The 21,783-nt window shown below is 70.7% G+C and carries 21 protein-coding genes and 1 pseudogene; 7 read left to right on the top strand and 15 right to left on the bottom strand.

The features are described from left to right. Nucleotides 1-1,649, top strand: a 1,649-nt coding sequence (locus ITP53_RS40415) for an ExeM/NucH family extracellular endonuclease (protein ID WP_195900748.1), incomplete at its 5' end; no start/stop codon positions are given. Between the two features lie 47 nt (nt 1,650-1,696). Here the strand turns inward: ITP53_RS40415 and ITP53_RS40410 are convergent. The 4 genes from ITP53_RS40410 to ITP53_RS40395 form a co-directional block, all read right to left on the bottom strand. Then, entirely contained in the window at nt 1,697-1,888 is a 192-nt protein-coding gene (locus ITP53_RS40410; RefSeq protein ID WP_328817329.1) for an aldo/keto reductase, read from the bottom strand. A gap of 191 nt (nt 1,889-2,079) precedes the next feature. Continuing rightward, on the bottom strand, nt 2,080-3,354 hold the full coding sequence (locus ITP53_RS40405; RefSeq protein WP_195900747.1) for a glycosyltransferase: 1,275 nt from the start codon (nt 3,352-3,354) through the stop codon (nt 2,080-2,082). Beyond that, nucleotides 3,351-5,567: a glycoside hydrolase domain-containing protein gene (locus ITP53_RS40400; protein ID WP_328817331.1), complete on the bottom strand. Its 2,217-nt coding sequence runs from the start codon at nt 5,565-5,567 to the stop codon at nt 3,351-3,353. Before ITP53_RS40400 ends, ITP53_RS40405 begins: the two co-directional genes overlap by 4 nt. Before the next feature lie 106 nt (nt 5,568-5,673). Then, the gene (locus ITP53_RS40395; RefSeq protein WP_195900746.1) at nt 5,674-6,831 is read right to left on the bottom strand and encodes an alkaline phosphatase PhoX; all 1,158 of its coding nucleotides are present in this window, start codon (nt 6,829-6,831) and stop codon (nt 5,674-5,676) included. A gap of 113 nt (nt 6,832-6,944) precedes the next feature. Here ITP53_RS40395 and ITP53_RS40390 point away from each other — a divergent pair, with 113 nt between their 5' ends. Then, a complete protein-coding gene (locus ITP53_RS40390) occupies nt 6,945-7,091 on the top strand; it encodes a hypothetical protein (RefSeq protein WP_195900745.1) in 147 nt (48 codons plus the stop codon). A gap of 3 nt (nt 7,092-7,094) precedes the next feature. Here ITP53_RS40390 and ITP53_RS40385 read toward each other — a convergent pair whose 3' ends face one another. Next, nucleotides 7,095-7,454: a DUF6968 family protein gene (locus tag ITP53_RS40385; protein WP_195900744.1), complete on the bottom strand. Its 360-nt coding sequence runs from the start codon at nt 7,452-7,454 to the stop codon at nt 7,095-7,097. Between the two features lie 168 nt (nt 7,455-7,622). Between ITP53_RS40385 and ITP53_RS40380 the strand changes: the two genes are divergently transcribed. The 4 genes and pseudogenes from ITP53_RS40380 to ITP53_RS61455 form a co-directional block, all read left to right on the top strand. Beyond that, nucleotides 7,623-8,036: a ribonuclease domain-containing protein gene (locus tag ITP53_RS40380; protein WP_195900743.1), complete on the top strand. Its 414-nt coding sequence runs from the start codon at nt 7,623-7,625 to the stop codon at nt 8,034-8,036. A 7-nt stretch (nt 8,037-8,043) separates the two neighbouring features. Continuing rightward, the gene (locus ITP53_RS40375) at nt 8,044-8,412 is read left to right on the top strand and encodes a barstar family protein (RefSeq protein ID WP_195900742.1); all 369 of its coding nucleotides are present in this window, start codon (nt 8,044-8,046) and stop codon (nt 8,410-8,412) included. 249 nt (nt 8,413-8,661) lie between these two features. Beyond that, on the top strand, nt 8,662-9,585 hold the full coding sequence (locus tag ITP53_RS40370; RefSeq protein WP_207757109.1) for an endonuclease/exonuclease/phosphatase family protein: 924 nt from the start codon (nt 8,662-8,664) through the stop codon (nt 9,583-9,585). Further along, nucleotides 9,543-9,698: pseudogene (locus ITP53_RS61455) on the top strand (hypothetical protein); the annotation flags it as partial. The gene ITP53_RS40370 and the pseudogene ITP53_RS61455, both read left to right, overlap by 43 nt. A 54-nt stretch (nt 9,699-9,752) precedes the next feature. Here ITP53_RS61455 and ITP53_RS40360 read toward each other — a convergent pair. The 10 genes from ITP53_RS40360 to ITP53_RS40315 form a co-directional block, all read right to left on the bottom strand. Next, nucleotides 9,753-10,442 carry a sensor histidine kinase gene (locus ITP53_RS40360; RefSeq protein WP_195900741.1) on the bottom strand — a complete coding sequence of 230 codons (690 nt, stop codon included), beginning with the start codon at nt 10,440-10,442 and terminating at the stop codon, nt 9,753-9,755. Nucleotides 10,443-10,648: 206 nt separating this feature from the next. Continuing rightward, nucleotides 10,649-11,449 carry an ABC transporter ATP-binding protein gene (locus ITP53_RS40355; RefSeq protein WP_195900740.1) on the bottom strand — a complete coding sequence of 267 codons (801 nt, stop codon included), beginning with the start codon at nt 11,447-11,449 and terminating at the stop codon, nt 10,649-10,651. Between the two features lie 2 nt (nt 11,450-11,451). Continuing rightward, nucleotides 11,452-12,318 (bottom strand): ABC transporter permease, encoded by an 867-nt coding sequence (locus ITP53_RS40350; protein WP_195900739.1) that lies wholly within the window; start codon nt 12,316-12,318, stop codon nt 11,452-11,454. Further along, nucleotides 12,315-13,238 carry an ABC transporter permease gene (locus ITP53_RS40345; RefSeq protein WP_195900738.1) on the bottom strand — a complete coding sequence of 308 codons (924 nt, stop codon included), beginning with the start codon at nt 13,236-13,238 and terminating at the stop codon, nt 12,315-12,317. Before ITP53_RS40345 ends, ITP53_RS40350 begins: the two co-directional genes overlap by 4 nt. Continuing rightward, nucleotides 13,235-14,014 (bottom strand): ABC transporter ATP-binding protein, encoded by a 780-nt coding sequence (locus ITP53_RS40340; protein ID WP_195900737.1) that lies wholly within the window; start codon nt 14,012-14,014, stop codon nt 13,235-13,237. The genes ITP53_RS40345 and ITP53_RS40340 overlap by 4 nt, the downstream gene beginning before the upstream one ends. Beyond that, nucleotides 14,014-15,537, bottom strand: a complete 1,524-nt coding sequence (locus ITP53_RS40335) for an ABC transporter substrate-binding protein (protein WP_195900736.1) — start codon at nt 15,535-15,537, stop codon at nt 14,014-14,016. Before ITP53_RS40335 ends, ITP53_RS40340 begins: the two co-directional genes overlap by 1 nt. 82 nt (nt 15,538-15,619) lie before the next feature. Further along, nucleotides 15,620-16,867 (bottom strand): Zn-dependent hydrolase, encoded by a 1,248-nt coding sequence (locus tag ITP53_RS40330; protein WP_195900735.1) that lies wholly within the window; start codon nt 16,865-16,867, stop codon nt 15,620-15,622. Then, nucleotides 16,868-18,127 carry an amidohydrolase family protein gene (locus ITP53_RS40325; RefSeq protein ID WP_195900734.1) on the bottom strand — a complete coding sequence of 420 codons (1,260 nt, stop codon included), beginning with the start codon at nt 18,125-18,127 and terminating at the stop codon, nt 16,868-16,870. 433 nt (nt 18,128-18,560) lie between these two features. Beyond that, on the bottom strand, nt 18,561-19,595 hold the full coding sequence (locus ITP53_RS40320; protein ID WP_207757108.1) for a LacI family DNA-binding transcriptional regulator: 1,035 nt from the start codon (nt 19,593-19,595) through the stop codon (nt 18,561-18,563). Nucleotides 19,596-19,704: 109 nt separating this feature from the next. After that, the gene (locus ITP53_RS40315) at nt 19,705-20,670 is read right to left on the bottom strand and encodes an NADP-dependent oxidoreductase (protein ID WP_195900732.1); all 966 of its coding nucleotides are present in this window, start codon (nt 20,668-20,670) and stop codon (nt 19,705-19,707) included. An 85-nt stretch (nt 20,671-20,755) separates the two neighbouring features. Here ITP53_RS40315 and ITP53_RS40310 point away from each other — a divergent pair. Continuing rightward, the coding region (locus ITP53_RS40310) for a GlxA family transcriptional regulator (protein ID WP_195900731.1) at nt 20,756-21,783 on the top strand (1,028 nt) is incomplete at its 3' end.

Here is a 21,783-nt window from a genome sequence, read left to right as displayed (position 1 = left end):
CACCGAGCCCCACCCCGGCCCCTACCTGCGACACCCCGGCCACGCACAGCATCGCGCAGGTGCAGGGCGGCGGCGACGCCAGCCCGGTCGCGAACCAGAACGTCCGGGTCGAGGGCGTCGTGACCGGCGACTTCCAGGAAGCGGGCCGGCTCAGCGGCTTCTACATCCAGAGCCGCCAACCGGACCGCGACCCGGCGACCTCCGAGGGCCTGTTCGTGTTCTCCTCCGCGCCGGTGCGGGCCGGTGACCGGGTGCTCGTCTCCGGCAAGGCGATCGAGTTCAACGGCCTGACCGAGATCTCGCCTGCCACCGCGGTCGACGTCTGCGGCTCCGGCGCCATCAAGCCGGCCAAGCTGGACCTGCCGCTCAAGAAGGGCGTCACCTTCGAGCGGTACGAGAACATGCTCGTCACCTTCAAGGACAAGATGGCCGCCTCCGAGATCTACAACCTCGGCCGGTACGGCGAGATCACCCTCGCGGAGGACGAGCGCCTGTGGCAGCCGACCGACCGCGGAGGCGTGGACACCGAGAAGGACGCGCGGCGTTCGATCCTGCTCGACGACGGTTCCACCGCGCAGAACCCGCCGGCCCTGCCGTACCACACAGAGGGTTCGAACACCGTACGGATCGGCGACGAGGTCAAGCATCTGACCGGGGTGCTCACGTACGGCTTCGACCTCTATCGCGTTCAGCCGACCCAGCCGGTCGTCTTCAGGGCGGAGAACCCGCGACCGGCCGCGCCGCGAAAGGTCGGCGGCAACGTCCGGGTGGCGAGCCTCAACACGCTCAACTGGTTCACCACGCTCGACTCCCGGGGTGCGACCACGGTCGTGGAGCAGGAACGTCAGCTCACCAAGCTGGTCGCCAACATCCTCGCCCTCAACCCCGACGTCGCCGGCCTGATGGAGATCGAGCGCAACACCGACGTGGCGCTGAACGCACTGGTCGAGGCGCTGAACGCCAAGGCAGGCGCGGGCACCTACAAGGCGGTCACCCACCCCAGACCGGGCACCGACGCCATCCAGACCGCGCTGATCTACAAGCCGGCCAAGGTCACCCCGGTCGGCGCGGCGCGTTCGTCGTCCGACCCGATCTTCAACCGGCCGCCGCTGGTCCAGACCTTCCGCAGGGCCGGCGGGAAGGGTGAGAGCTTCACGATCCTCGTCAACCACTTCAAGTCCAAGGGCTGCACCGACGTGGACGGCCCCGCCACCGGTGCGGACGCCGACCAGGGCGACGGCCAGAGCTGCTACAACGCCAAGCGGGTCAAGCAGGCGCGGGCGCTGCTGGACCTGATCGACGACCTCAAGCTGCGGAACGCGCTCGTCGTGGGCGACATCAACGCCTACGGCGAGGAGGACCCCATCCACACCTTCGAGGACGGCGGGCTGACCAGCCTCAGCGAGAGGTACGTCCGCGAGGACGACCGCTACAGCTACGTCTTCGACGGCCTGTCGGGCGAGCTCGACCACGCCCTGGCCGACAGGAAGCTGGCCAAGCGCGTGACCGGCGCCACGATCTGGCACATCAACGCCGACGAGGGCCGGTTCATGGACTACAACACCGAGTTCAACCCGGCGTACCTGTACGCGCCTGACCCCTACCGCTCCTCCGACCACGATCCCCTGCTGATCGGGCTGAACCTCTGACGAAGCGCTCCGCCGGCCGGCTTCGAGCCGGCCGGCGGACGCCCGAGTCAGTGGACGGAGTCCAGGCGGGAGCGCTGGTCCTCGGTCAGGTTCAGGTCCACGGCGGCGAGGTTCTCCTCGAGTTGTGCCACCGACGAGGCTCCCGCCAGCGGGATCATCGGGAGCCGGCTGCCGATCTGCCAGGCCAGCACGACCTGGTTCACACTCGCTCCGGTCTCTTCCGCGACCTGGCGCAGCACGTCCAGCCGGGCAGGGGTGCCGGGGGAGCCAGCACGCTCACCTCACGCCGCGTCGCCGGGTCGGTGCCGATCGTCGGTACTTCATGGCGTCACTCCCATCCGGCTCGCCGTCCACAAGCCACGGAACGGGAGTCTGCACGCTGGAGTGGACTCAAGGTCAAGCGGATCCGCAACGGCCTGGCGCCGCCAGGTCAGCCGACGCCGACCGCGGGTGCCTCCTGGGGGAAGAGGGCGTCGAACACCGCGACCCGGTCGAAGGCCATCGCGCGGGCGCGCGCCCGCAGCTCCAGGTCCTGCCGCTCGGCGGCGGACATGTCCAGGACCGCCCGGTCCACGGCCGCGGCCAGAGCGGCGACGTCCCCGGCCTCGACGATGACGGCGGTGTCGCCGACCGCCTCGAGGGTCCCGCCCGTCATGGTGGTGATGATCGGTCCACCGCCCGCCAGCATCTTCTCGGCCAGGGCGATGCCGAACGTCTCCACGAAGTCGGGCTCGGGCTTGGTGGGCAGGGCGTAGGCCGCGCACCCACGCATGAGCAGCGCCTTCTCGTGGTCGTCGACATCGGTGAGGAAGACCACCCGATCGTCGTCCGCGGCCATGGCCCGCACCTGCTCCAGCATCGGCCCGGTGCCGGCGACGACGAGTTTCACGCGCGACCGGCACCGCATCCGGCCGAAGGCGGTCAGCAGGTCGTCGATGCCCTTGGCCCTGGTCACCCGGGACAGGAACAGGATGTACCCGTCACGCTCCAGACCGCGTCGCGCGAGTGCGGCGTCCACGTGCGCAGGATCGAGGTCGAGAAAGGCGGCGGAGTCGATCGGCGGGTAGCTGACGGTGACGCGGCGCCGGCACCGTTCGGCGAACGCGGTGCCGCAGTGGGCGTCCACCTGTTCGGCGGAGGCGACGATCTCCTCCCGCGTGTACTCGGACACGGCGACGACCTCGTCGTTGGCCAGGAACGTGGTGAACAGCACGGTCGCCGCGCCGAACCGGCCTTCCCGCAGGCACGACCTGATCACGTTGGTCACGTCGGAGCCCACCGCCTTCGCGACGGTGTGCACGTTGGGCGTGATCCCCGCCGCGCGCGTGGCCGCGACCGCGTCCATGACCACCGTGGTGTGCGGGACGAGGTACATGGACAGGCAGGTCGTGGGTAACGGTTCGGCGAGCAGCTCGACGAGGCGGCCGGTGAGGCCGGCCTGGTGGCGACCGTCCGGCACCCGGTAGTCCCCCACCGCCTCCGGCCGCTCCACGGTGATCCCGGCGCTGTACGGCAGCAGCCGGTCCAGCGGCTTGAGCGGCAGCCCGGCCGCCCGCAGTGCCGGAATGGGCCAGGTCAGCAGCCGTACGTCAGTGAACCCGCGGGTCAGCGCCACCTCGGCGAGGTTACGGGCCTCGCCGGAGTGACCGCAGATGACCGGGTCGGCCCGGACCACGATGACGAGACGGCGACGGGGGTGGGTCATCGCGTTTCCTCCGGTGTCGCGGGCGGATCGGAAAGGGATGGCGGGCGGATCCCCCGTCCCCACGCCGACGGCTCCGGGCCCAGCCGCAGGTGCAACAGGCCGCCGCGGTGCACGGTGGCGGCGCTCAGGTGTGTCGCTTCCAGCGGCTTGCCGTTGAAGGTCGCCGACTGGACGTACTGCGCCGGCAGATCACGATCGATGCCGTCGACGCCGATCGGCGTCTCGCGGTGCCCGCTGGTCTCGATGACGAACTCGTTGCCGCCGGCCCGGAGCACGGCCCGGCCGAACGCGGGCGCGTTGATCAGGAACAGGTTCTGACCGGCGACGGGGAACAGCCCCAGCGACGCCCAGACGTACCAGGAGCTCAGGCCGCCCGAGTCGTCGTTACCCGGCAGCCCGCCTGGTCCGGTGCCGAACTGCCAGGTCAGCGCCGCGTGCACGACCTGCGCCGTGCGGTCGGGCCGGCCCGCGTAGTGGTACGCCCACGGCGCCTCCATGTCGGGCTCGTTGTTCAACCCCTCGAACCGGTTCAGGGCGTAGCCGGCCGCCATCACCGCCGCCCGCGGGCGCCGGCCGGGCCGCGCCACCGGTGCGGCTCCGAAGCCGAAGAATCTGTCCAGCTGGTCGATGAAGGCCGTGTCGCCGCCGACCAGGGCGATCCTCGCGGCCATGTCGTGCAGCAGCCGGAACGAGTAGTTCCACTTGCCGCCCTCGTAGAACTCCGAGTCGCGCAGCAGCCCCGTGCCCGGGTCGAAGGCATTGGACCACTGCCGGCCGCGGGCCTCGAGGTCGTCGGCCAGGTGCCGGTCGTTCAGCGCCCGCGCGACCTGTGCCGTGCAGTGGTGGGCGTAGGCCAGGTCGAGGGTGTGGGTGATCGGGTACACGACACCGTGCTCGAAGAAGTCCTCGCCGTACAGGCGGCGCAGGTCGTCGACCATGTGCACGAGCGCCCAGTTCCAGTCCAGGCCCGCCCAGCCGAGAGCGTGGGCGTCCGCCAGCGCGGTGTGCGCGAGCGCGCTGGCCTGGCGGAAGAACCGGTCGGCGCCGCGAGCCATCCGGTAGCCGATGGGGAAGTTGCCCTCCTCCTCGCAGACCCGGATCAACGACTCCAGGAGGTCCGCGCCCCGGTCCGGGGCGATGGCCGCGAGCAGCGGCAGCTGGGTCTTGTAGATGTCCCACATGGTGCACACGTCGAACGCGAACGGCCCGGAGGTCGGCCAGAACGGGCTTTCGTCGTCGGCGAAGCACGGCTTGATCAGCGAATGGTAGAGCGCCGTCGCGAGCACCGTGCGGCGGGCCGGCGTGCCGCCCTCGACCTGGACGCGGTCGAGGAGCCCGCCCCAGCGGGCCCGCGTACGGGAACGTACGGTGTCGAACGCCGGCCGGGTGAGCCCGCACTCGCGCTCCAGGTTCCGCCGCGCCTGCTCGCACCCGCGCAGCGAGAACCCCATCCGCACCTCGACGGTCTGCCCCGCTGCGGCCGGGCCCATGAAGAGCATGCCGAAAGGGCGCAGCGTGGTGTGCCTGATGCTGTCGAAGTCGAGGCGGGTGCCGCCGTCGATGAGCCGCCGGTCGTACCAGAGCATCTGCCGCCAGCCCGGACTGTCGACGTCCAGATACACCGACAGCGGGACGCCCTCCATGACGACCGTGCCCTGGGCGCGGCCGTGACCCATGCTCTCCACCTGCGCACGCACCGGCACGGTACGGCCGAGCTCGATGGCCAGCCCTCCACAGGACAGATCGACCACCACACGGGCGCTGCTGTGCTCGGGGAACGTGTACCGATGCACGGCGACCTTGGCGCCCACGGTGAGCTCACACCGGATCCCGGTGTCCAGGGCGGCCGCGTAGTAGCCCGCCTCCGCCACCTCGTCGTGCAGCGGCCAGGCCTCCCCCAGCACGTCCAGCGGCTGCACCATCGGGGTCACCCGGACGTAGTTGTAGTACTTGCGGATCGCGCCGGTGCCGGACTGCTGGAAATGGGTGAACCCGGACGCCTGCAGCCGCTCGAACATCTCCTCGGGCACACCCTCGGTGTTCTTCGCGTAACGCCCGTACCCGGTGGGGTACGCGCCGGAGTAGGCGCAGGCCGACACCATGCCCAGCGGCGACGTGGCACCCGGGTGGGTGTTACCTACCTGCGGTTTCGGCCACCACCAAGCGGCGGCGAGACCACGCGCCTGAGGCAGGTCGGTCGCCGCGGTGCCGATGAATGGATCAACATTGTCGAGAATGGCGGCAACCTACCCAGCGCCGCCACCCCTTGGATTTCGCCGAGATTAAATTCTTGTCCCGTCCGCCGCGACCCTCTGGTGATCAGGTACGGAACGGGCCCGTCACGCAGTACGTGATGCCGCCGGACGACGAGCCCGAGGTGCCGCGCTGGGAGGAGAAGTACAGCCGGTCGCCTGCGGGGGTGAAGGCCGGCCCGGTGATCTCCGACGAGCTCTGGCCGTTGACGCGCAGGAACGGGGAGATCTTGTCGTCCGGAGTGATCAGGCAGATCTCCATGTCGCCACCGTCCTCGGCCACGTAGAGGTCGCCGTAGGCGGAGCCGGTGACGTTGTCGACGCCGGTGAGCGGCGGGGTGCCCGGGCTGACGAGGCTGTCGTCGTAGGCGAGTTCGTACGTGTCGTCGGTCAGGTCGAGCTGCCAGACCCGGTTGTCGCCCTTCGTGGTGAACCAGACCGTGTCGTCGGCGTAGTGGCAGCCTTCGCCGCCGTAGAACGACTTGGAACCGGGCACCTGGTTGCGCGTCGCGGTCGGCGAACCGTCCGGGTCCGGGACGTTCGCCCAGGTGAACGAGCCGGACGTGGCGGACCCTGCCACCAGGACCTGGAGAGCGCCGGATGACAGGTCGCCCCACGTCGCGGGGATGAACCGGTAGAGACGCCCGTTGCTTTCGTCCTCGGTGAGGTAGACCACTCCCCGCACCGGGTCGGCCGCGGCCGCCTCGTGCTTGAACCGGCCCATCGCCGCGCGCCGCACGGCGTCGCCGCCGAACGGGTCGGTCTCGTAGACGTAGCCCCTGCTGACCTCCTCGCAGGACAGCCACGTGTTCCAGGGCGTCTTCCCGCCCGCGCAGTTGGTCCGGGTGCCGGACAGGATCCGGTACGCCGACGTGACGTCGCCGTCCGAGCCGAACCGGATGGCCGAGGCGCCGCCGCCGGGGTTGATCTCGGAGTTGGAGACGTAGATCCAGCCGTTGCCGTCGGCGAAGCACGCGCCTCCGTCGGGGGCGTCGTGCCAGGTGTAGGACGTACCGGGGACGACCTGGCCGGAGCGGGCGATCACGTGGCTGGTGAACCCGGCCGGCAGCCGGATGCCGTTGGCGTCGGCGGCCTGCAGCGGGCCATAAGGGCCGGTGGCGTTCTGCGCCGGGGCGGCCAGCGCCGCGCCCTGCCAGAGAGTGCCGGAGAAGGCGACCGTGCTCACACCGAGCACCGAAGCACGCAGGAAATGACGACGTTCCATGACGAAGCCTCCTTGGGGCCTCCTAGGGGGCCTCCTTGGGGGGTGCGGCCTCGCTGACAGTAAGCCGAGCACGGGGACTCTCATCTGTCAGAAGAGTTAACGACAATAGTGGAATGAACCACATTCCGGTGCGAATCGCCACCGGCTGGCTTCCTCACGTCGTCGGCCGGCGGGCCGCCGCGCTCTCGCGGCCCGGCGAGATCCGCGCCGGCGTCCTCCTCGGGCCGCGGGTCCGGCTCGGCCGCGTCGGGGCCCTGTAGCGGTCAGGAGCGTGATCGCGGGGCGGTCACGCCGCGGGGCTCCGGGTCCGCCTCCAGCCCGAGGTCATCCTGGCCCAGCCAGTCGAGCCGGACCGACCCGGCCCGCGCGCGCTCACCCAGTTTCAGCCGGACCTTGAACACGCTCAGCAGCAGAGCCTGCAGGGAGTCGACGCCGAAGGACCCGCCCGCGCCCTCCTCGCCCAGTCCCAGGATCTGGTGGGGGCAGCACCAGTCCCCGTGAGTGCTCAGGGGATCGGGATACGGCTTGCCGAACCTCACGGTCACCGGGGTGCGGGAGCCGTCCGCGGCAACCGCTTCCAGCTTCCGTTCCGCCACGACTTCGCCGAGTTCGTACGTCGTCATCATGATCTCCTAGAGTCGGGACACGTACCACCGTAAGGTCACGTCGCCTTCGGCGCGCGGGCTCCCCACCGCGAAGTGTTCACCGTCCCTTCGGCGCTCTGCCTTTCTTCGACCCGGGACGAGGGGCGATCATGACAATGTCCGTCAAACCCCCCGCAAGGAGGCTTCGTGCACGCTCCCCCGCGCCCCCGACCTTCCTGGCAGGTACGGCTCGCCGTCATCCTCGCCGCCCTCACGTCCGTCATCGGCCTGGCCGGCGTCTCCCCTGCCAACGCCTCGGTCTACAGTTCCTGCACGATCTCCCGCTGCGCCGACGCCCGCTCGGCCCGGTCGATCTGGGCCTCGAAGGGCTTCCCCACGTCCGCCGGCTGGTACTCCTGGCCGGACGGCAGATACAACTACACCGGCGGCCGCCACTACAACCGCGAGGGCCAGCTTCCCAGCGGCGCCACCTACTATGAGTACGACGTGTACTCCCGGGCACGGGGCGCCGCCCGCGACGCGTACCGGATCGTCGTCAACCGCAGCACCGGCGTGACGTGGTTCACCCCCAACCACTACACCGACTTCTACCGGCTCTAGGAACTCCATGACCTCCGCCGCACGACCGCTGCCGCACTGGCTGACCGTCTCCACCGGCCCGGCGCCGGCGGTGGTGGACGGGCGGGCCTGCCGGACCCGCGCCGCCTTCTTCGAGGAGGTGGCGCGGGTCCTGCGCTTTCCCCGCTACTTCGGCCGCAACTGGGACGCCCTCACCGACTGCCTGCGTGACACCGGCGCCGTCGCCCTCGTCGTGGAGCACGCCGAAGACCTGCTCAGCGCCGAACCGGCCGAGCAATTCGGCACGTTGCTGGCCGTCCTCGCCGACGCCGCCGAGTCCGGGCTGACCTTGACGCTGCGCACGGACCCCGTCCACGAGGCTCCACTCCGTCACCGCATCGCCGCGGCCCTGCCCTGATCGCTTCCGCCATCCCGACGCCCACCCCGACGCCCACCGAGTCCAAGAGGGCGGAACCGTCCTACAGCGAACCGCCCTGTCCAGCCGACGGCCGGCGGTCACAGGCGCCGCTCCGTGGCCCCGCGGCGGTGAGGGAGAGAGTTCCGGGCGGCGTCACCTGAATGATGCCCTCAATCTTGATTTCGGTCGTCCGGATCATCGAGACTGTGCGCTTGTGAATTCGGAGATCACGAACGGAGACCACAGCCGATGAGACGATCCTCCGTCACCGCCGCGTTGGTGGTGGCCGCCCTTGGCGCCGTGCTCACCGCGCCGCCCGCGCTGGCGGACGTGAACGGCCGCGAGGTGCGACTACGGGTGGCGTCGTACAACATCCACGCGGGCGCCGGGCAGGACGGCCGCTTCGACCTCGCGCGGCAGGCGGACGCGATCCGCGCGTTGAACGCCGATGTCATCGCCCTGCAGGAAGTCGACGTGCGCTGGGACGCCCGCAGCGAGTGGCGCGACCTCGCCGCCGAACTGGCCCGCGCCCTGCGCATGCAGGTCTACTTCGGCCCGATCTACGACCTCGACCCCCCGGGGGAAGGCGAGCCGCGCAGGCGGTACGGCAACGCGATCCTGTCCAGGTATCCCATCCTGGACGCGGAGAACCACTCGATCACCCGCCTGTCGACGCAGACGCCGAACCCGGTGCCCGAGCCCGCGCCCGGCTTCCCGGAGATCGTGGTGAACGCCAAGGGCGCCCGCCTCCACGTGTACGCCACCCACCTGGACTACCGGGAGGACCCGAAGGTCCGGCAGATGCAGGTGGCCGACACCCTGAAGATCATGCGGGAGGACCGGGACGAGAGGATCCTGCTCGGCGACTTCAACGCCCGCCCCGACGCGCCCGAACTCGCACCGCTGTGGGGGGAGCTCACCGACGTCATGGTGGGCGAACCCGAGATGACCTACCCGGCCGACGCGCCCGACAGGCGCATCGACTACGTGGCGGTGTCCCGCTCGGTACGCGTAGCGCCACGGACGTCCCGCGTACCACGGCCTCGGACCACCTTCCTGTCGTGGCCGACATCACGGTCAGGCGGGGCCGGTGATGCGCCGCAGGCACCTTGCTGGTGGCGGCGGCCCTCATGGCGATCGGCTCCGGCTTCGCGTGGCGGCACCTCGCCATAACCGACGCCAGCCTGGACCGATCCCCCTCGGTCCACTGGCCGGCACCCACCATGATGCTGGAGCCCTCGAAGTCCAACGGACCGGTGCTCGTCACGGTCGAATACCACGTACCGGCCGACCGCGCCCACGACTTCGTCGAGGCGATGAAGGACTTCGGCCTCTCCCGGCTACGCATGCGAGGTCGCCGCCGTCGGCCTCCCCTTCCCGCTAGGCGAGATCGGCGAGGGGAAGGCACAGCACGAAGCGGGCACCGCGCCTGGCGCGTCCTCCACTTCAAGAGTCCCGTGGTGGGCGATGGCGATGTTGCGGGCGACGGCCAGGCCGAGCCCGGTGCCGCCGGAGTGGCGGTCGCGGGCGGTGTCGATCCGGGAGAACAGATCGAAGATACGTTGCCGCTCCGCAACGGCAATGCCTGTCCCATCGTCGGCGACGGACAGTACGGCGTGGGCGCCCTCCCGGCTCACCGAGACCTCAATGGTGTGGATCGCGTGCCGCTGCGCATTGCTGAGCAAGCTCGTGAACACCCGGACGAGCAGGCTGGGGACGGCGTTGATCAGCACGCCGGGTTCCAACCGCACTCGCATCTCGATCCGGTCGCTCCACTGTGGCAACTCTGCCCGCACGAGTGCGGCCAGATCCACCGGCTGCCGGGACGCGAGGCCCTCCTCCGTCTGGACCAACATGAGAAGGTCGGTGATGATCTGCTGCAGACGGTCGACGTCCTTGATCGCATGATCCAGCAATTCGGGTACGGACGTCTCACCCGGATACAGTCTGGCCTCTTCCAGACGGGCGCGCAGGCCGGCGAGCGGGGTGCGCAGTTCGTGGGAGGCATCGGCGGCCAGGCACCGTGGCAACGCCCGCGAGACGCGTCTACCTTGTGCCCCAGATCAGGGCCTCCCTGATCTCGTACCCACCGCGGAAGCCGGGACACCGGCCACTGGCGATCACCAAGCCGCGGTGATCGCATCCGCACGGGCCTCGGATGGGCGGTACCGGCGCATACTTTCACGGCACCTCCAGCTCCCAGGGCGGCCCCCGCCACGTCGCGCCGAACCGGGTGTCACCAGCGTGGGACCGAGGCCAGCAACTGGCGGGTGTACTCGTGGGCGGGCGCGCGCATGACGTCCGCCGTCGCGCCCGTCTCGACCACCCGGCCGCGCCGCATCACGGCGATCTTGGTGCAGATCTCCTCGGCCAGGATCAGGTCGTGGGTGACGAACACCAGGCCGACACCGCTGTCCGACACCAGCTTGGTGAGCAGTTGCACGACGTCCTTCTGCGTGGTCACGTCCAGCGCGGACGTGCACTCGTCGGCGATCAGGAGCTCCGGCTTGGCGACCATGGCGAGCGCGATCGAGACGCGTTGCCGCATGCCGCCGGAGAGCTGGTGCGGGTAGCTGCGCGCGATCCGGCCGGGGTCCGTGAACCCCATCCCGGCCAGCGCCTGCTCGATCTCCGCCGGCATCCCGGCCCGCGACACGTCCGGCCGGTGCCTGCGGACGACCTCGCGGAGTTGCGCGCCGACCCGTAGCAGCGGGTCCAGGGAGGAGCCCGCGCCCTGGAAGACGAAGCCGACGTGCCGGCCGCGGATCCTGGCGAAGTCGGCGTGCTGGGGGTCGCACACCAGCGAGCCGAGCACCGAGACCCGGCCCGCTGCCACCGTGAGGTTGCGTTCCAGCAGGCCGACGACGCTGCGGACGGTGGTGGTCTTGCCGCTGCCCGATTCGCCGATCAGGCCGAGCACCTCCCCCGGTCCCACGCTCGCGCTGACGTCGTCGACCAGGGTGGTCTCGCCGTCGCGGGTGCCGGCCCGGATCGTGAGGCCGTCGATGTCGAGCAGCGTGGATCGAGTGTCGGCCATGGTCAGAACCCCCGGTGACGTGGATCGAGTATCGGACGCAGCGCGTCGCCGAACAGGTTGACCAGCAGCACGGTCACCGTGATCACCAGGCCGGGGAAGGCGGCGATCCACCAGGCGCCGACGATCTCGTCGCGGCCGTCCGCCAGCATCGCGCCCCAGCTGACCGACGGCTCGACCACACCGAGGCCGAGGAAGCTGAGCGCGCTCTCCGCCAGCATGACCGACCCCACCTGCAGGGTCGCCAGGACGAACGCGGTCCCCGCCACGTTGGGCAGGATGTGCCGGAACACGATGCCCAGGCTGGAGACGCCGGCCGAGCGCAGGCTGAGGACGAAGGTCTGCTCGCGCAGGCCGAGCGTCTCCGCCCGGATGACCCTGGCGTACGGCGCCCACGAGAACATCGCGAGCACCACGATCAGGACCGGGACCGAACGCGCGTGGGTGGCCATGACGGCGATCGCGAGCAGTACGAACGGGATCGCGAGCTGCGCGTCGATCAGCCGGGAGACCACGGCGTCGAACCAGCCTCGGTAGTAGCCGGCCACCAGCCCGAGGATGATGCCGGGCACCGCCCCGGCGAACATCGCGACAAAGCCGATCATGAGCGACAGCCGCGCGCCGTACACCATCCGTGCCAGCATGTCGCGGCCGAGCTGGTCGGTGCCCAGGTAGTGGTGGACCCCGCCGGCCGTGTCGAGCCCCGGCGGCAGCAGGGCGTTCGCCAGGTTCTGCTGGTTGGGGTCCTGCAGCGGCAGCAGGCCGGCGAACACGGCCAGCAGCACGATGACCGCGAGCGGCACGCCGAACCCGATGACGGCCGGCCACCCCCTGGCCACCGCCGGGCGTCTGCGAGTCTCGACTGCTGTCATACCCTGCCGTCCCTGATACGAGGATCGATGATGCCGTAGAGCACGTCGACCACCAGATTGGTGATCACGAAGACCGCCACGCCGACCACGACGACCGCCTGCACCAGCGTGAAGTCCCTCCCCTGCACCGCGTTGGTCGCGAGGGTGCCGAGGCCAGGCCAGGAGAACACGAACTCGACCGTGACCGCTCCGGAGAGCAGCAGGCCGGTCTGCAGGCCGAAGATGGTCAGGACCGGGATGGCGGAGTTGCGCAGCGCGTGGTTGATCACCACGCGCGCCGCCGACAGGCCGCGTGCCCGGCTCGCCGTGATGAACTGCTGCCGCAGCGTCTCCGACATGCTGGAGCGGGTCAGCCGCGCGATCTGCGCGAGCGGCAGCGCCGACAGTGTCACCGCCGGCAGCACGAGTGAGGCCAGGCCGTCCCGCTGGCCGGCCGGCAGCCAGTGCAGCCGGACGGCGAAGAACAGGATCGCCATCAGCCCGATCCAGAAGATCGGCATGGACACGCCGACCAGCGACACGGCGGAGACCAGCCGGTCGGCCAGCCTGCCCTCGCGGGTCGCGGCGAGTGCGCCCAGCGGCACCCCGACCACCAGGGCGATCAGCAGCGCCGCCGCGGCCAGCTCCACCGTGGCCGGCAGGCGCTCCATGATGAGGGTGGCGTTGGGCTGCGCGTAACGCAGCGACTCGCCGAGGTCCCCTCTGACGAGCTGGCCGAGGAAGCCGAGGTACTGCACCACCAGCGGGCGGTCCAGGCCGAGCTGATGGTTGAGCGCGGCGACCCGTTCTGGGCTCGCCGACTCCCCGAGGATCTGTACGGCCGGGCTGCCGCTGCTGTGCACGAGGAAGAACGCCCCGGACACGGCGATGAACAGGGTCACCAGGCCGAGCCCGATGCGGGTGGCCACCAGCTTGATCATTCGATGTCCAACTTCTGGTTGCCGAAATTGCCGGGGATCGCCGCGAGCAACTTCACCGTGTACTCATGCCGCGGGTGTGCCATGACCTCGTCCGTCGAGCCGCTTTCGACCACCTGGCCGTGGCGCATCACGTACACCCGCCGGCACAGCGACCGCACCACGGCGAGGTCGTGGCTGATGAACAGGATGCTCAGGTCCTCGTCACGGCACAGGGCCCGCAGCAGGTCGAGGATCTGCGCCTGGACCGACACGTCGAGCGCCGACGTCGGCTCGTCCGCGATCAGCAGTTTCGGACGCAGCAGCAGCGCGCGGGCCACCGCGATGCGCTGGGCCTGGCCACCGCTGAGCTGGTGGGGAAGGCGGCCGAGCAGGACGGAGTCCAGGCCGACGCGGCGCAGCAGGTCCTCGTCGGAGATCCAGCCGGTCCGCTCCTTGTGCAGCCTGCGCAGCTCGCGCAGCCCGCCGCGCACGCTCTGCCGCGGGTCGAAGGACGCGTTCGGGTCCTGGAACGCCATCTGCACCAGCGCACGGTCCCGCCGGGGCATGCGCGGCGAGATCGGCCTGCCTTCGATGGTGACCGAGCCGCCGGTGGCGGGCCACAGCCCGGCGGCGACCATCCCGATGCTGGTCTTGCCCGAGCCGGACTCGCCGACCACGCCGACGATCTCCCTGCGGGAGACGTCGATCGAGACGGAGTCGACCGCCGGTGGCGTGCCCGCCCGGCCGTACCGGACGGTGAGGTCGCGGATCGCCAGGACCTCGTGGTGTTCCGACATCAGCTTCCCACCGAGATCTCGTAGTAGTCGGGCGAGGCGAACCTCGGCGGCACGAACCCGCGGACGTTCTTGCCCATGGCCCAGATCCCGTCGTAGCGCAAGATGGGCACGTAGCAGACGTCCTTGTTGATGAGCAGGTCCTCCATCTGGCTGTAGATCTCCTCGCGGGGTCCCCGCTCAGGCTCGGCCAGTGCCTTGGCGGACAGCTCGTCGTAGGGCGCGCTCACGCAGTTCTTGGTGATGGCGGTCTTGCCCACCCAGGGCCGGAACTCCTCGTCGGGGTCGCGGAACGCGACGATGATCTGCAGGCCCGTGGCCTGCATGGTGTTGCTGTTGCGCCGTTCTGAGAACGTCGCGAAGTCCATCGGCTCGTTCGTCACGGTGAACCCGGCGGCCTGCAGCATGCCCACGATCGCCGCGCCGATCTGGTCGTCGTTGGGCGAGCGTCCCGTGGCGTAGCTGAACGTGATCCGGTGCGGGCCGGGGACGGATGCGAGCAGGCTCTTGGCCTCGGCCAGGTCGTGGGAGATCGCGTCGGGGTACGCCGGCGGCTTCTTCTCCAGGAACAGGTCGCCGACGAAGTGGTCGTACACGGACGCGCCGCCCTGCCTGAACAGGCCCTGGACCAGGCCGGCCTTGTCGATGGCGAGCGCCGCCGCCCTGCGCAGGTCCGGGTTGTCGAACGGGGGCGCCTTCTGGTTGAAGTAGACGAAGTAGCGGGCGTCGATGGGCTTCTCCACGACGGTGAGGTTCCGGTCGGCCCTGACCGTGCGCAGCGTCTGCGGGGTGAGGTCGAGCGCGATGTCCGCCTGGCCGGTCTGCACGAAGCTGGCCCTGGTCTGCGCGTCGGTGCTCCAGCTCAGGGTGACGCCCTTGAGCTTGGGCGCGCCCCGCCAGTAGTGGGGGTTCGCCACCGTCTCCAGCGTGGCGCCGCGGATGTAGTCGGAGAAGACGAAGGGCCCGGTGCCGATGGGGTGCGCCCCGAACGCGTCGCCGCCTTCCTTCTGGTACGCCTTGGGGGGAACGGCCATCGTGATGGCCAGCATGGACGGCAGCGCGGGGAACGGCTCCTTGGTGGTGACCTCCAGGTCGGCGCCGACCGGCTTGGCCCCGGCGACGGCGGAGAAGTTCCCGGCGAGCGGCGCCTTGGGGTCCGTGATGATCTGCTGGATCGAGAAGGCGGCCGCCGCCGCGTCGAACACCTCACCGTTGTGGAAGGTCACCCCCTCGCGTACCTTGAACCGCCACGCGGTAGGAGTCACGCGGGTCCAGCCGTACAGCAGGCCGTTCTGGTCGGGCTCGGTCGAGGCGCGGTCGGTTCCCACCAGCGAGTCGAACATCGGGCCCCAGCTCTTGACGTCGGACGTCGCGCTGTAGACGGGGTTGAGGGTGACGGGCTCGCTCTGCGCGACGACGCGCAGGACGCCCGTCCGGCTGCTCGACGCCGAGCAGCCGGACATGGCGAGCGCCGCGAGGACCAACAGAGCCAGCGCCAGTACGGCCGGCCTATTGGGTGCCCGCATGGGGAACTCCTTCAGCAGAAATGATCAACGACGCTCGTCCCCTCAGCGAGGGCCGACGCCGGCGAGCGGCGGTGACAGGGGGTCAGGGGGTGGCGGGCTCGTCCGAGGCCAGCTCGATGAGGGTGGCGAGCAGGACGTTGCCGCCCTTCTCGATGTCCTCCCAGCTGGTGTCCTCGGCGGGAGAGTGGCTCCGGCCGTTCTTGCTGGGCACGAAGACCATCGCGGTGGGGGCGATCAGTGCCATGTTCTGCGAGTCGTGGCCGGCGCCCGAGGGGATGTCGGTGTGCCGGTAGCCGAAGCCCTCCGCGGCCGCGGTGATCGTCTCGCGGATGCCCTGGTCGAGCGGGACGGGCGCGACGGGGGTGTCGGGCTCCCAGGTCACCGTGAGGCCGTGCCGTGCGGCGACCTCGCGCGCCGAGCGCTCGATCGCCTCGCCCAGCGCCAGCAGCCGGCCCATGTCGGGGTCGCGGAAGTCGAGCGTCACCGTCGCGGTGCCCGGCACCACGTTGGCCCCGCCCGGCTCGACGCCGATGAGGCCGCAGGTGGCCACGGCGTCCTTGCTGATCGAGGCGGCGACGCCGGGCAGCGTCGTGAGGAACTCCGCCGCGCCCAGCAGGGCGTCCCTGCGCTTGGTCATCGGCGTCGTCCCCGCGTGGTCGGCGCTCCCGTGGAACCGGGCCTTGCCGCCGCTGAGGCCGACGATCGAGGTCACCACCCCGATGTCGAAGCCGTCCGCCTCCAGGTTGGGGCCCTGCTCGATGTGCAGCTCCACGAAGGCGTGCACCTCGCCTGGCTCGACCTTGGTCCTGGTGGCCGCGTCGAGGTCCCAGCCCAGCTCGGCGAACCTGTCCGTCAGGCGGTCGCCGTCCCGGCCGGTCATCGCCTCCAGCCGGGCCCGGTCGAACCCCTTGGCGATGCCGGTGGAGCCGAGCAGGTGGTTGTAGTTGCCCTCCTCGTCGGCGAAGACGACAGCCCGTACGGGACGGCTCAGCGGGACCTTCTCCTCGGTGAGCCGCCGCAGGCACTCCAGCGCGGCCATCGAGCCGAGCGCGCCGTCGAGGAAGCCGCCGTCGGGCACGGAGTCGATGTGCGATCCGGTCCACACCGGCTTCGCGCCCGACGGCTCGTCCTTGGCGCTGACCACCATGTTGCCGAGGCCGTCCACCTCCACGACGAGCCCCGCCTCCGCGCACCGCTCCAGGTACCACCGGCGCGCCTCACGGTCCGCGGGCGAGAACGACGTACGGCTGACGCCGCCGGTCTCCTCCACCCTGCCGATGGTCCGCAACGTCTCCAGGTCACTCCGCAGCCGGTCAATGTCGATCTTCAACTAGCTCGTCCTCTCCGGAGTGGGACGGTGCCGGCGCGGCGCCGGCGGCACCGGGGTGAGGTGCCTGCCCTGTACGATCTCCGCCCCGTCCTTGTAGACGGCGGTGACGTCGTAGACGGCGGTGATGTCCTCCAGCGGGTCGCCGTCGAGGACCACCAGGTCGGCCCGCGCGCCCTCGCGGAGCACGCCGAGGTCGTCGACGCCGAGCAGCGCGGCGCCGTTGCTCGTCGCCGCGACCAGCACCTCCAGCGGCGTCCAGCCGTGCTTGACCAGCCACTCCAGCTCGAAGCCGAACAACCCGTGCATCGAGTCGGTGCCGACCGCGATGCGGATCCCGGCGTCGCGGATGTTGCCGACGTGGTCCTCGCCGTAGGCGCGGGCCTCGCGTACCTTCGTAAGGATCGCGGGCTCGTGGGCGTCGCCGCCCTCGATGCCCTCGGGGTGGAACAGGATCGAGTGGGTCATCACCAGCCAGGTGTCGTGCTCGGCCATCAGGGCCAGGTTCTCGGCGTCCAGCTTGCCGCCGTGCTCGATGGAGTGGATGCCGTTCTGTACGGCGTAGCTCACGCCCGGCCCGCCGTGGGCGTGCGCGGACACCTTCATCCCGTGCTTGGCCGCCTCGTCGACGATCGCGGCGATCTCCTCGGGCGAGTAGAGCGAGTCCCCCAGCGATCCGCTGGTCGAGGACACCCCGCCGGTCGTGAAGATCTTGATGTGGTCGGCGCCCAGCGCGGCCCGCTCGGCCACCGCGGCCCGCAGGTCCGCCACCCCGGCCACCGCGCCGCCCGCGGCGCTGCCGTGACCACCGGGCGGGCTCAGCCCGGGACCGCACACCCGCAGCCTGGGTCCCACGACCTCGCCGCTCGCGACCGCGTCCCTGAACTCGTAGTCGATGCCGAAGGGCTCCGTCATGATCTTCGCGGTGGTGACGCCCGACTGGATCATCCGCTGCAGGTTCTGCACGCCGCGGACCGTCTGCCACACCGGGGGCTGCATCATCTTGCCGTGCTGGTCGCCCTCCCACGGCCTGATCGTGATGTGGGTGTGCGCGTCGACGAAGCCCGGCACGATCACCCGGTCCCCGAGGTCCACCTCGGCGCCGGCCCTCCCGGCCAGCTCGCTCGGCGGGCCGACGGCCACGACCCGGCCATCGGCGACCAGCACACCCTCGCCGCGCCGCAGACCGTCGCTCACACCGTCGAACACACCTCCCGCCCGGTAGAACACCGCGCCGGCGCCCTGCCCACTGCCATCACTCACAAGCCATTCCTCCTCCTGCTGCTGGTTCGATCTCCCGCCGCCACCGGGCCGGGTGCCACCGCCGCCCTCGGCGACCGGCTCACGCCGTCGGCTGGGAGGAACACGCTGGGTTCGTCGCGGCTGCGGAATCCCGGACGGGCATCGGATCGCGATGCTCCACGTCGGGGACGAAGCCGACCTTCACCTGCACTCACAAGCCATTGCTCAACGATGCTCCGGTCGACGGGCACGCCTCAGCGGACGTTGGTAACGTCGTCGCGAGCCCGTGCAACCGGTTGCGTGGGCTAGTTTGGGCGAGCTTGTGGCAGAAGTCAATGGGGAGTCCGCGCACGTCATGAGCCTGCGGGCCGGTTGCGGCCCGATCAGGGACGTGTTTCCGAACGCCGAATCGCCCGGCTCGCGACGTCTCGCGGCCGGGTGATCGGGCATGCGTTCAGGGGCGCGTCGACTCGCGGATCCGCAGCTCCGGCCGCAGCCGTACCGACTCCATGTCCTTGCCTTCGAGCAGGCTGAGCAGGGTCTCCACCGCGAGCCTGCCCATCTCGTCGAGGGGACTGCGCAGGGTGGTCAGCGGCACCGGCAGCTCCGCCGACAGCGGCAGGTCGTTGTAGCCGATCACCGCGACGTCGTGGCCCGGACGCAGGCCGCGGCGGCGCAGCTCGCCGTACACGCCGATGGCCGACAGGTCGTTCACCGTGAAGATGGCGGTCGGCGGCTCCGGGGACGACAGCAGCTCGGCCGCCCCCTCCCGGCCGCTGTGCACCTCGAATCCGGCCTCGACGATGTGCGCGGGCCTGATCGTCACGCCGCCGTCGGCCGCCCCCGCCACGCAGCCGTCCACCCGATCGACGCTCGTGCTCGCCCAGCCGGGGCCGGCCACGATGCCGATCACCCGGTGGCCGAGGCCGGCCAGGTGGCGCCCGGCGAGGTAACCACCGTGATGATCGTCGCCGGTGATGGACAGGTGGTCCGTGCTGCGCCGGCTGACCAGCACGAACCGTACGCCACGCCGCTTCAGCGCGGTCAGGCTGGCGCCGTCGAGGTGCGCGTCGCCCAGGATCAACCCGTCGACGTGCCGGCCGAGCAGCAGCTCGATCCTGCGGGACTGCTCGGCCGGATCGTCATGGGTGTTGGCGACGAAGGTCTCGAACCCGGCGGCCTTCGCGGTGTTCTCGACCGAGTCGTAGATGGTCGCGAGCACGGTGTCGGTCAGGCTGGGCACCAGCACGCCGAAGGCCGTGGAGCGCTTGGTGGTGAGACTCGCGGCGTTCGGGTTGACGACGTACCGCATGTCCGCCGCGATCCGCAGGATCCGCACGTCGGTCTCGCTCAGCGGAGGCTCACCCATCGCGGCGCGCCTCAGCACCCGCGAGACCGTCGACACGTGCACCCCGCTCGCCGAGGCGACCATCCGCATCGTGACGTTCGGTCGCTCCTGCGACGGGGGCGAAACCTCGTTGCCGCGCACGCCGTGCCCCCTTCCACAAGTCGGACTGCCCGGTGTCACCTCGACGAACATGCACCGGGTCGGAAGCGTATCCGCACAACGCCGCATCCGCTCATGTGGGCACGGCCGGTCATCCGGTGACGGTGAGAACGATCTTTCCGGTGGTACGGCCGGTCTCGCCGAGTTCGTGAGCCTTGGCCGCCTCCTCCAACGGCAGGACGGTGTCGACCTCGGCGCGCAGCCGGCCCGCCTCGGCCAGTTCGGCGATCGTCGTCATCCCGGCGTTGTCCGGCTCGACGAGGACGAAGCCCGCCCAGATGCCGCGCTCCCCGGCCTGCCGGAGGAGGTCCTCGTCCGGCTCCCCGGCGAGCTGGACAAGGGTGCCGCCGTCCCGCAGCGTCCGCAGCGAACGCGGCCCGTAGTCGCCACCGATGCTGTCGATGACCAGGTCGACGTCGCGCACCGCCTCGGCGAAGTCCCTCTCGGTGTAGTCGATGACCTCGTCGGCGCCCAGGTCACGCACGAAGGCGTGCTTGGGCGTACGAGCGGTGCCGATCACGTACGCGCCGAGATGCTTGGCGAGCTGCACGGCCAGATGGCCGACCCCGCCGGCCGCGGCATGGATCAGCACGCGCCGGCCGGGCCGCACGTTCGCGGTGTCGTGCAGGACCTGCCACGCGGTGAGCGCGGCCAGCGGCAGCGCCGCGGCGTGTACGTGGTCGAGGCCGGCCGGCTTACGGGTGAAGTGCCGCGACGGGGCCGTCACGTACTCCGCGTAGCCGCCCGCCTTGTGCGGGAAGCGCGGCATGCCGAAGACCTCGTCACCCGGCAGGAAACGGGTGACCCCGCGGCCCACGGCCTCGACCACCCCGGACACGTCCCAGCCGAGGATGGCGGGCGGATCGCCCAGCAGCCTGCCGTGCGTCCGTGACTTCCAGTCGGTCGGGTTGACGCCGGCCGCGTGCACCCGGACAAGGATCTCCGTCGGCATCGGCTCGGGACGGTCCACCTCGGCCAGGGTCAGCACCTCGGGACCGCCCGCGGACTCCTGGATGATCGCGCGCATCCGTGCCGCCGCCGTCGTGTCTTCGCTCATGGGAGAACCCCCTCCGGGATGAGTGCGCCGCCGACTGCGGCGCCCGTGACCAGCCTCCGCGATGGGCGGGCCAGGAGGAAGTGGCATGATTGCCATTGTGCGCAAGGATCACGCCAGGCATCGCGTCGTCGTGCTCGCCCTCGACGGTGTGATCCCGTTCGAGCTGAGCATCCCGTCCCGGATCTTCGGCACCGCCGAGAGTCCCGACGGCGAACCGCTGTACGAAGTCATCACCTGCACCGTCGACGGCCGCCCCGTACGAACCACGGCGGACTTCACCATCGCCGTCGAGCATGGAGCGGACGCCCTCGCCACGGCGGACACCCTGGTCATCCCCGCCGCCTACGGTGCCGGGACGATCCACGAGCTGGGCCGGCTGCCGGAGCCGCTCGCCGCCGCGCTCGCGACCGTGCGGCCGCGCACCCGCATGGTGTCGATCTGCCTCGGATCGTACGTACTGGCGGCGATGGGTCTGCTCGACGGCCGTCCGGCGACCACGCACTGGAGCCATGCCGAAGACTTCCAGCGACTCTTCCCCCGCGTACGGGTGGATCCGGACGTGCTGTTCGTCGACGACGGCGATGTGCTGACCTCGGCGGGCGCGGCGGCCGGGATGGACCTGTGCCTGCACCTCGTCCGCCGCGACCACGGCAGCGAGGTGACGAACCAGGTGGCTCGCGGCTGTGTCGTCCCGCCGTGGCGTGAGGGCGGCCAGGCGCAGTACATCGAACGGCCGGTGCCCGCGCCGTCGACGGCCGGCACGGCGCGCACCCGCGCCTGGGCCCTGGAGCGCCTGCACGAGCCGCTGCCGCTGTCGGAGTTGGCGGCGCACGCGCGGATGAGCGTACGCACGTTCATCCGCCGCTTCCGCGAGGAGGTGGGCATGCCGCCGGGGCAGTGGCTGATCAGGCAGCGCGTGGACCGGGCCCGTCATCTGCTGGAGTCGAGCGACCTGCCCGTCGACCTCATCGCGGGCCAGACAGGCTTCGGCACGACGGCCTCGCTCCGCCACCACCTGCACGCGGCGATCGGCGTCTCACCGATGGCCTACCGGCGCACCTTCCACCGGCACGAACCGCCGCCCGCGGTTCTCCACCCGCCGGCCCCCAGACC

This window comes from Nonomuraea cypriaca (assembly GCF_015645445.1).
Taxonomy (GTDB): domain Bacteria; phylum Actinomycetota; class Actinomycetes; order Streptosporangiales; family Streptosporangiaceae; genus Nonomuraea; species Nonomuraea cypriaca.
Note: the sequence above shows the minus strand (reverse complement) of the source record. Positions and strands in the feature narration are given on the sequence as shown.

Excerpts from the sequence above, each read along its gene's own strand:
- ITP53_RS40350 (WP_195900739.1), bottom strand. The coding sequence starts at position 12,318 with ATGACAGCAGTCGAGACTCGCAGACGCCCGGCGGTGGCCAGGGGGTGG.
- ITP53_RS40395 (WP_195900746.1), bottom strand. The coding sequence starts at position 6,831 with ATGGAACGTCGTCATTTCCTGCGTGCTTCGGTGCTCGGTGTGAGCACG.
- ITP53_RS40315 (WP_195900732.1), bottom strand. The coding sequence starts at position 20,670 with ATGAGCGAAGACACGACGGCGGCGGCACGGATGCGCGCGATCATCCAG.
- ITP53_RS40390 (WP_195900745.1), top strand. The coding sequence starts at position 6,945 with ATGAACCACATTCCGGTGCGAATCGCCACCGGCTGGCTTCCTCACGTC.
- ITP53_RS40355 (WP_195900740.1), bottom strand. The coding sequence starts at position 11,449 with ATGGCCGACACTCGATCCACGCTGCTCGACATCGACGGCCTCACGATC.
- ITP53_RS40340 (WP_195900737.1), bottom strand. The coding sequence starts at position 14,014 with ATGTCGGAACACCACGAGGTCCTGGCGATCCGCGACCTCACCGTCCGG.
- ITP53_RS40370 (WP_207757109.1), top strand. The coding sequence starts at position 8,662 with ATGAGACGATCCTCCGTCACCGCCGCGTTGGTGGTGGCCGCCCTTGGC.
- ITP53_RS40385 (WP_195900744.1), bottom strand. The coding sequence starts at position 7,454 with ATGACGACGTACGAACTCGGCGAAGTCGTGGCGGAACGGAAGCTGGAA.
- ITP53_RS40405 (WP_195900747.1), bottom strand. The coding sequence starts at position 3,354 with ATGACCCACCCCCGTCGCCGTCTCGTCATCGTGGTCCGGGCCGACCCG.
- ITP53_RS40375 (WP_195900742.1), top strand. The coding sequence starts at position 8,044 with ATGACCTCCGCCGCACGACCGCTGCCGCACTGGCTGACCGTCTCCACC.
- ITP53_RS40345 (WP_195900738.1), bottom strand. The coding sequence starts at position 13,238 with ATGATCAAGCTGGTGGCCACCCGCATCGGGCTCGGCCTGGTGACCCTG.
- ITP53_RS40335 (WP_195900736.1), bottom strand. The coding sequence starts at position 15,537 with ATGCGGGCACCCAATAGGCCGGCCGTACTGGCGCTGGCTCTGTTGGTC.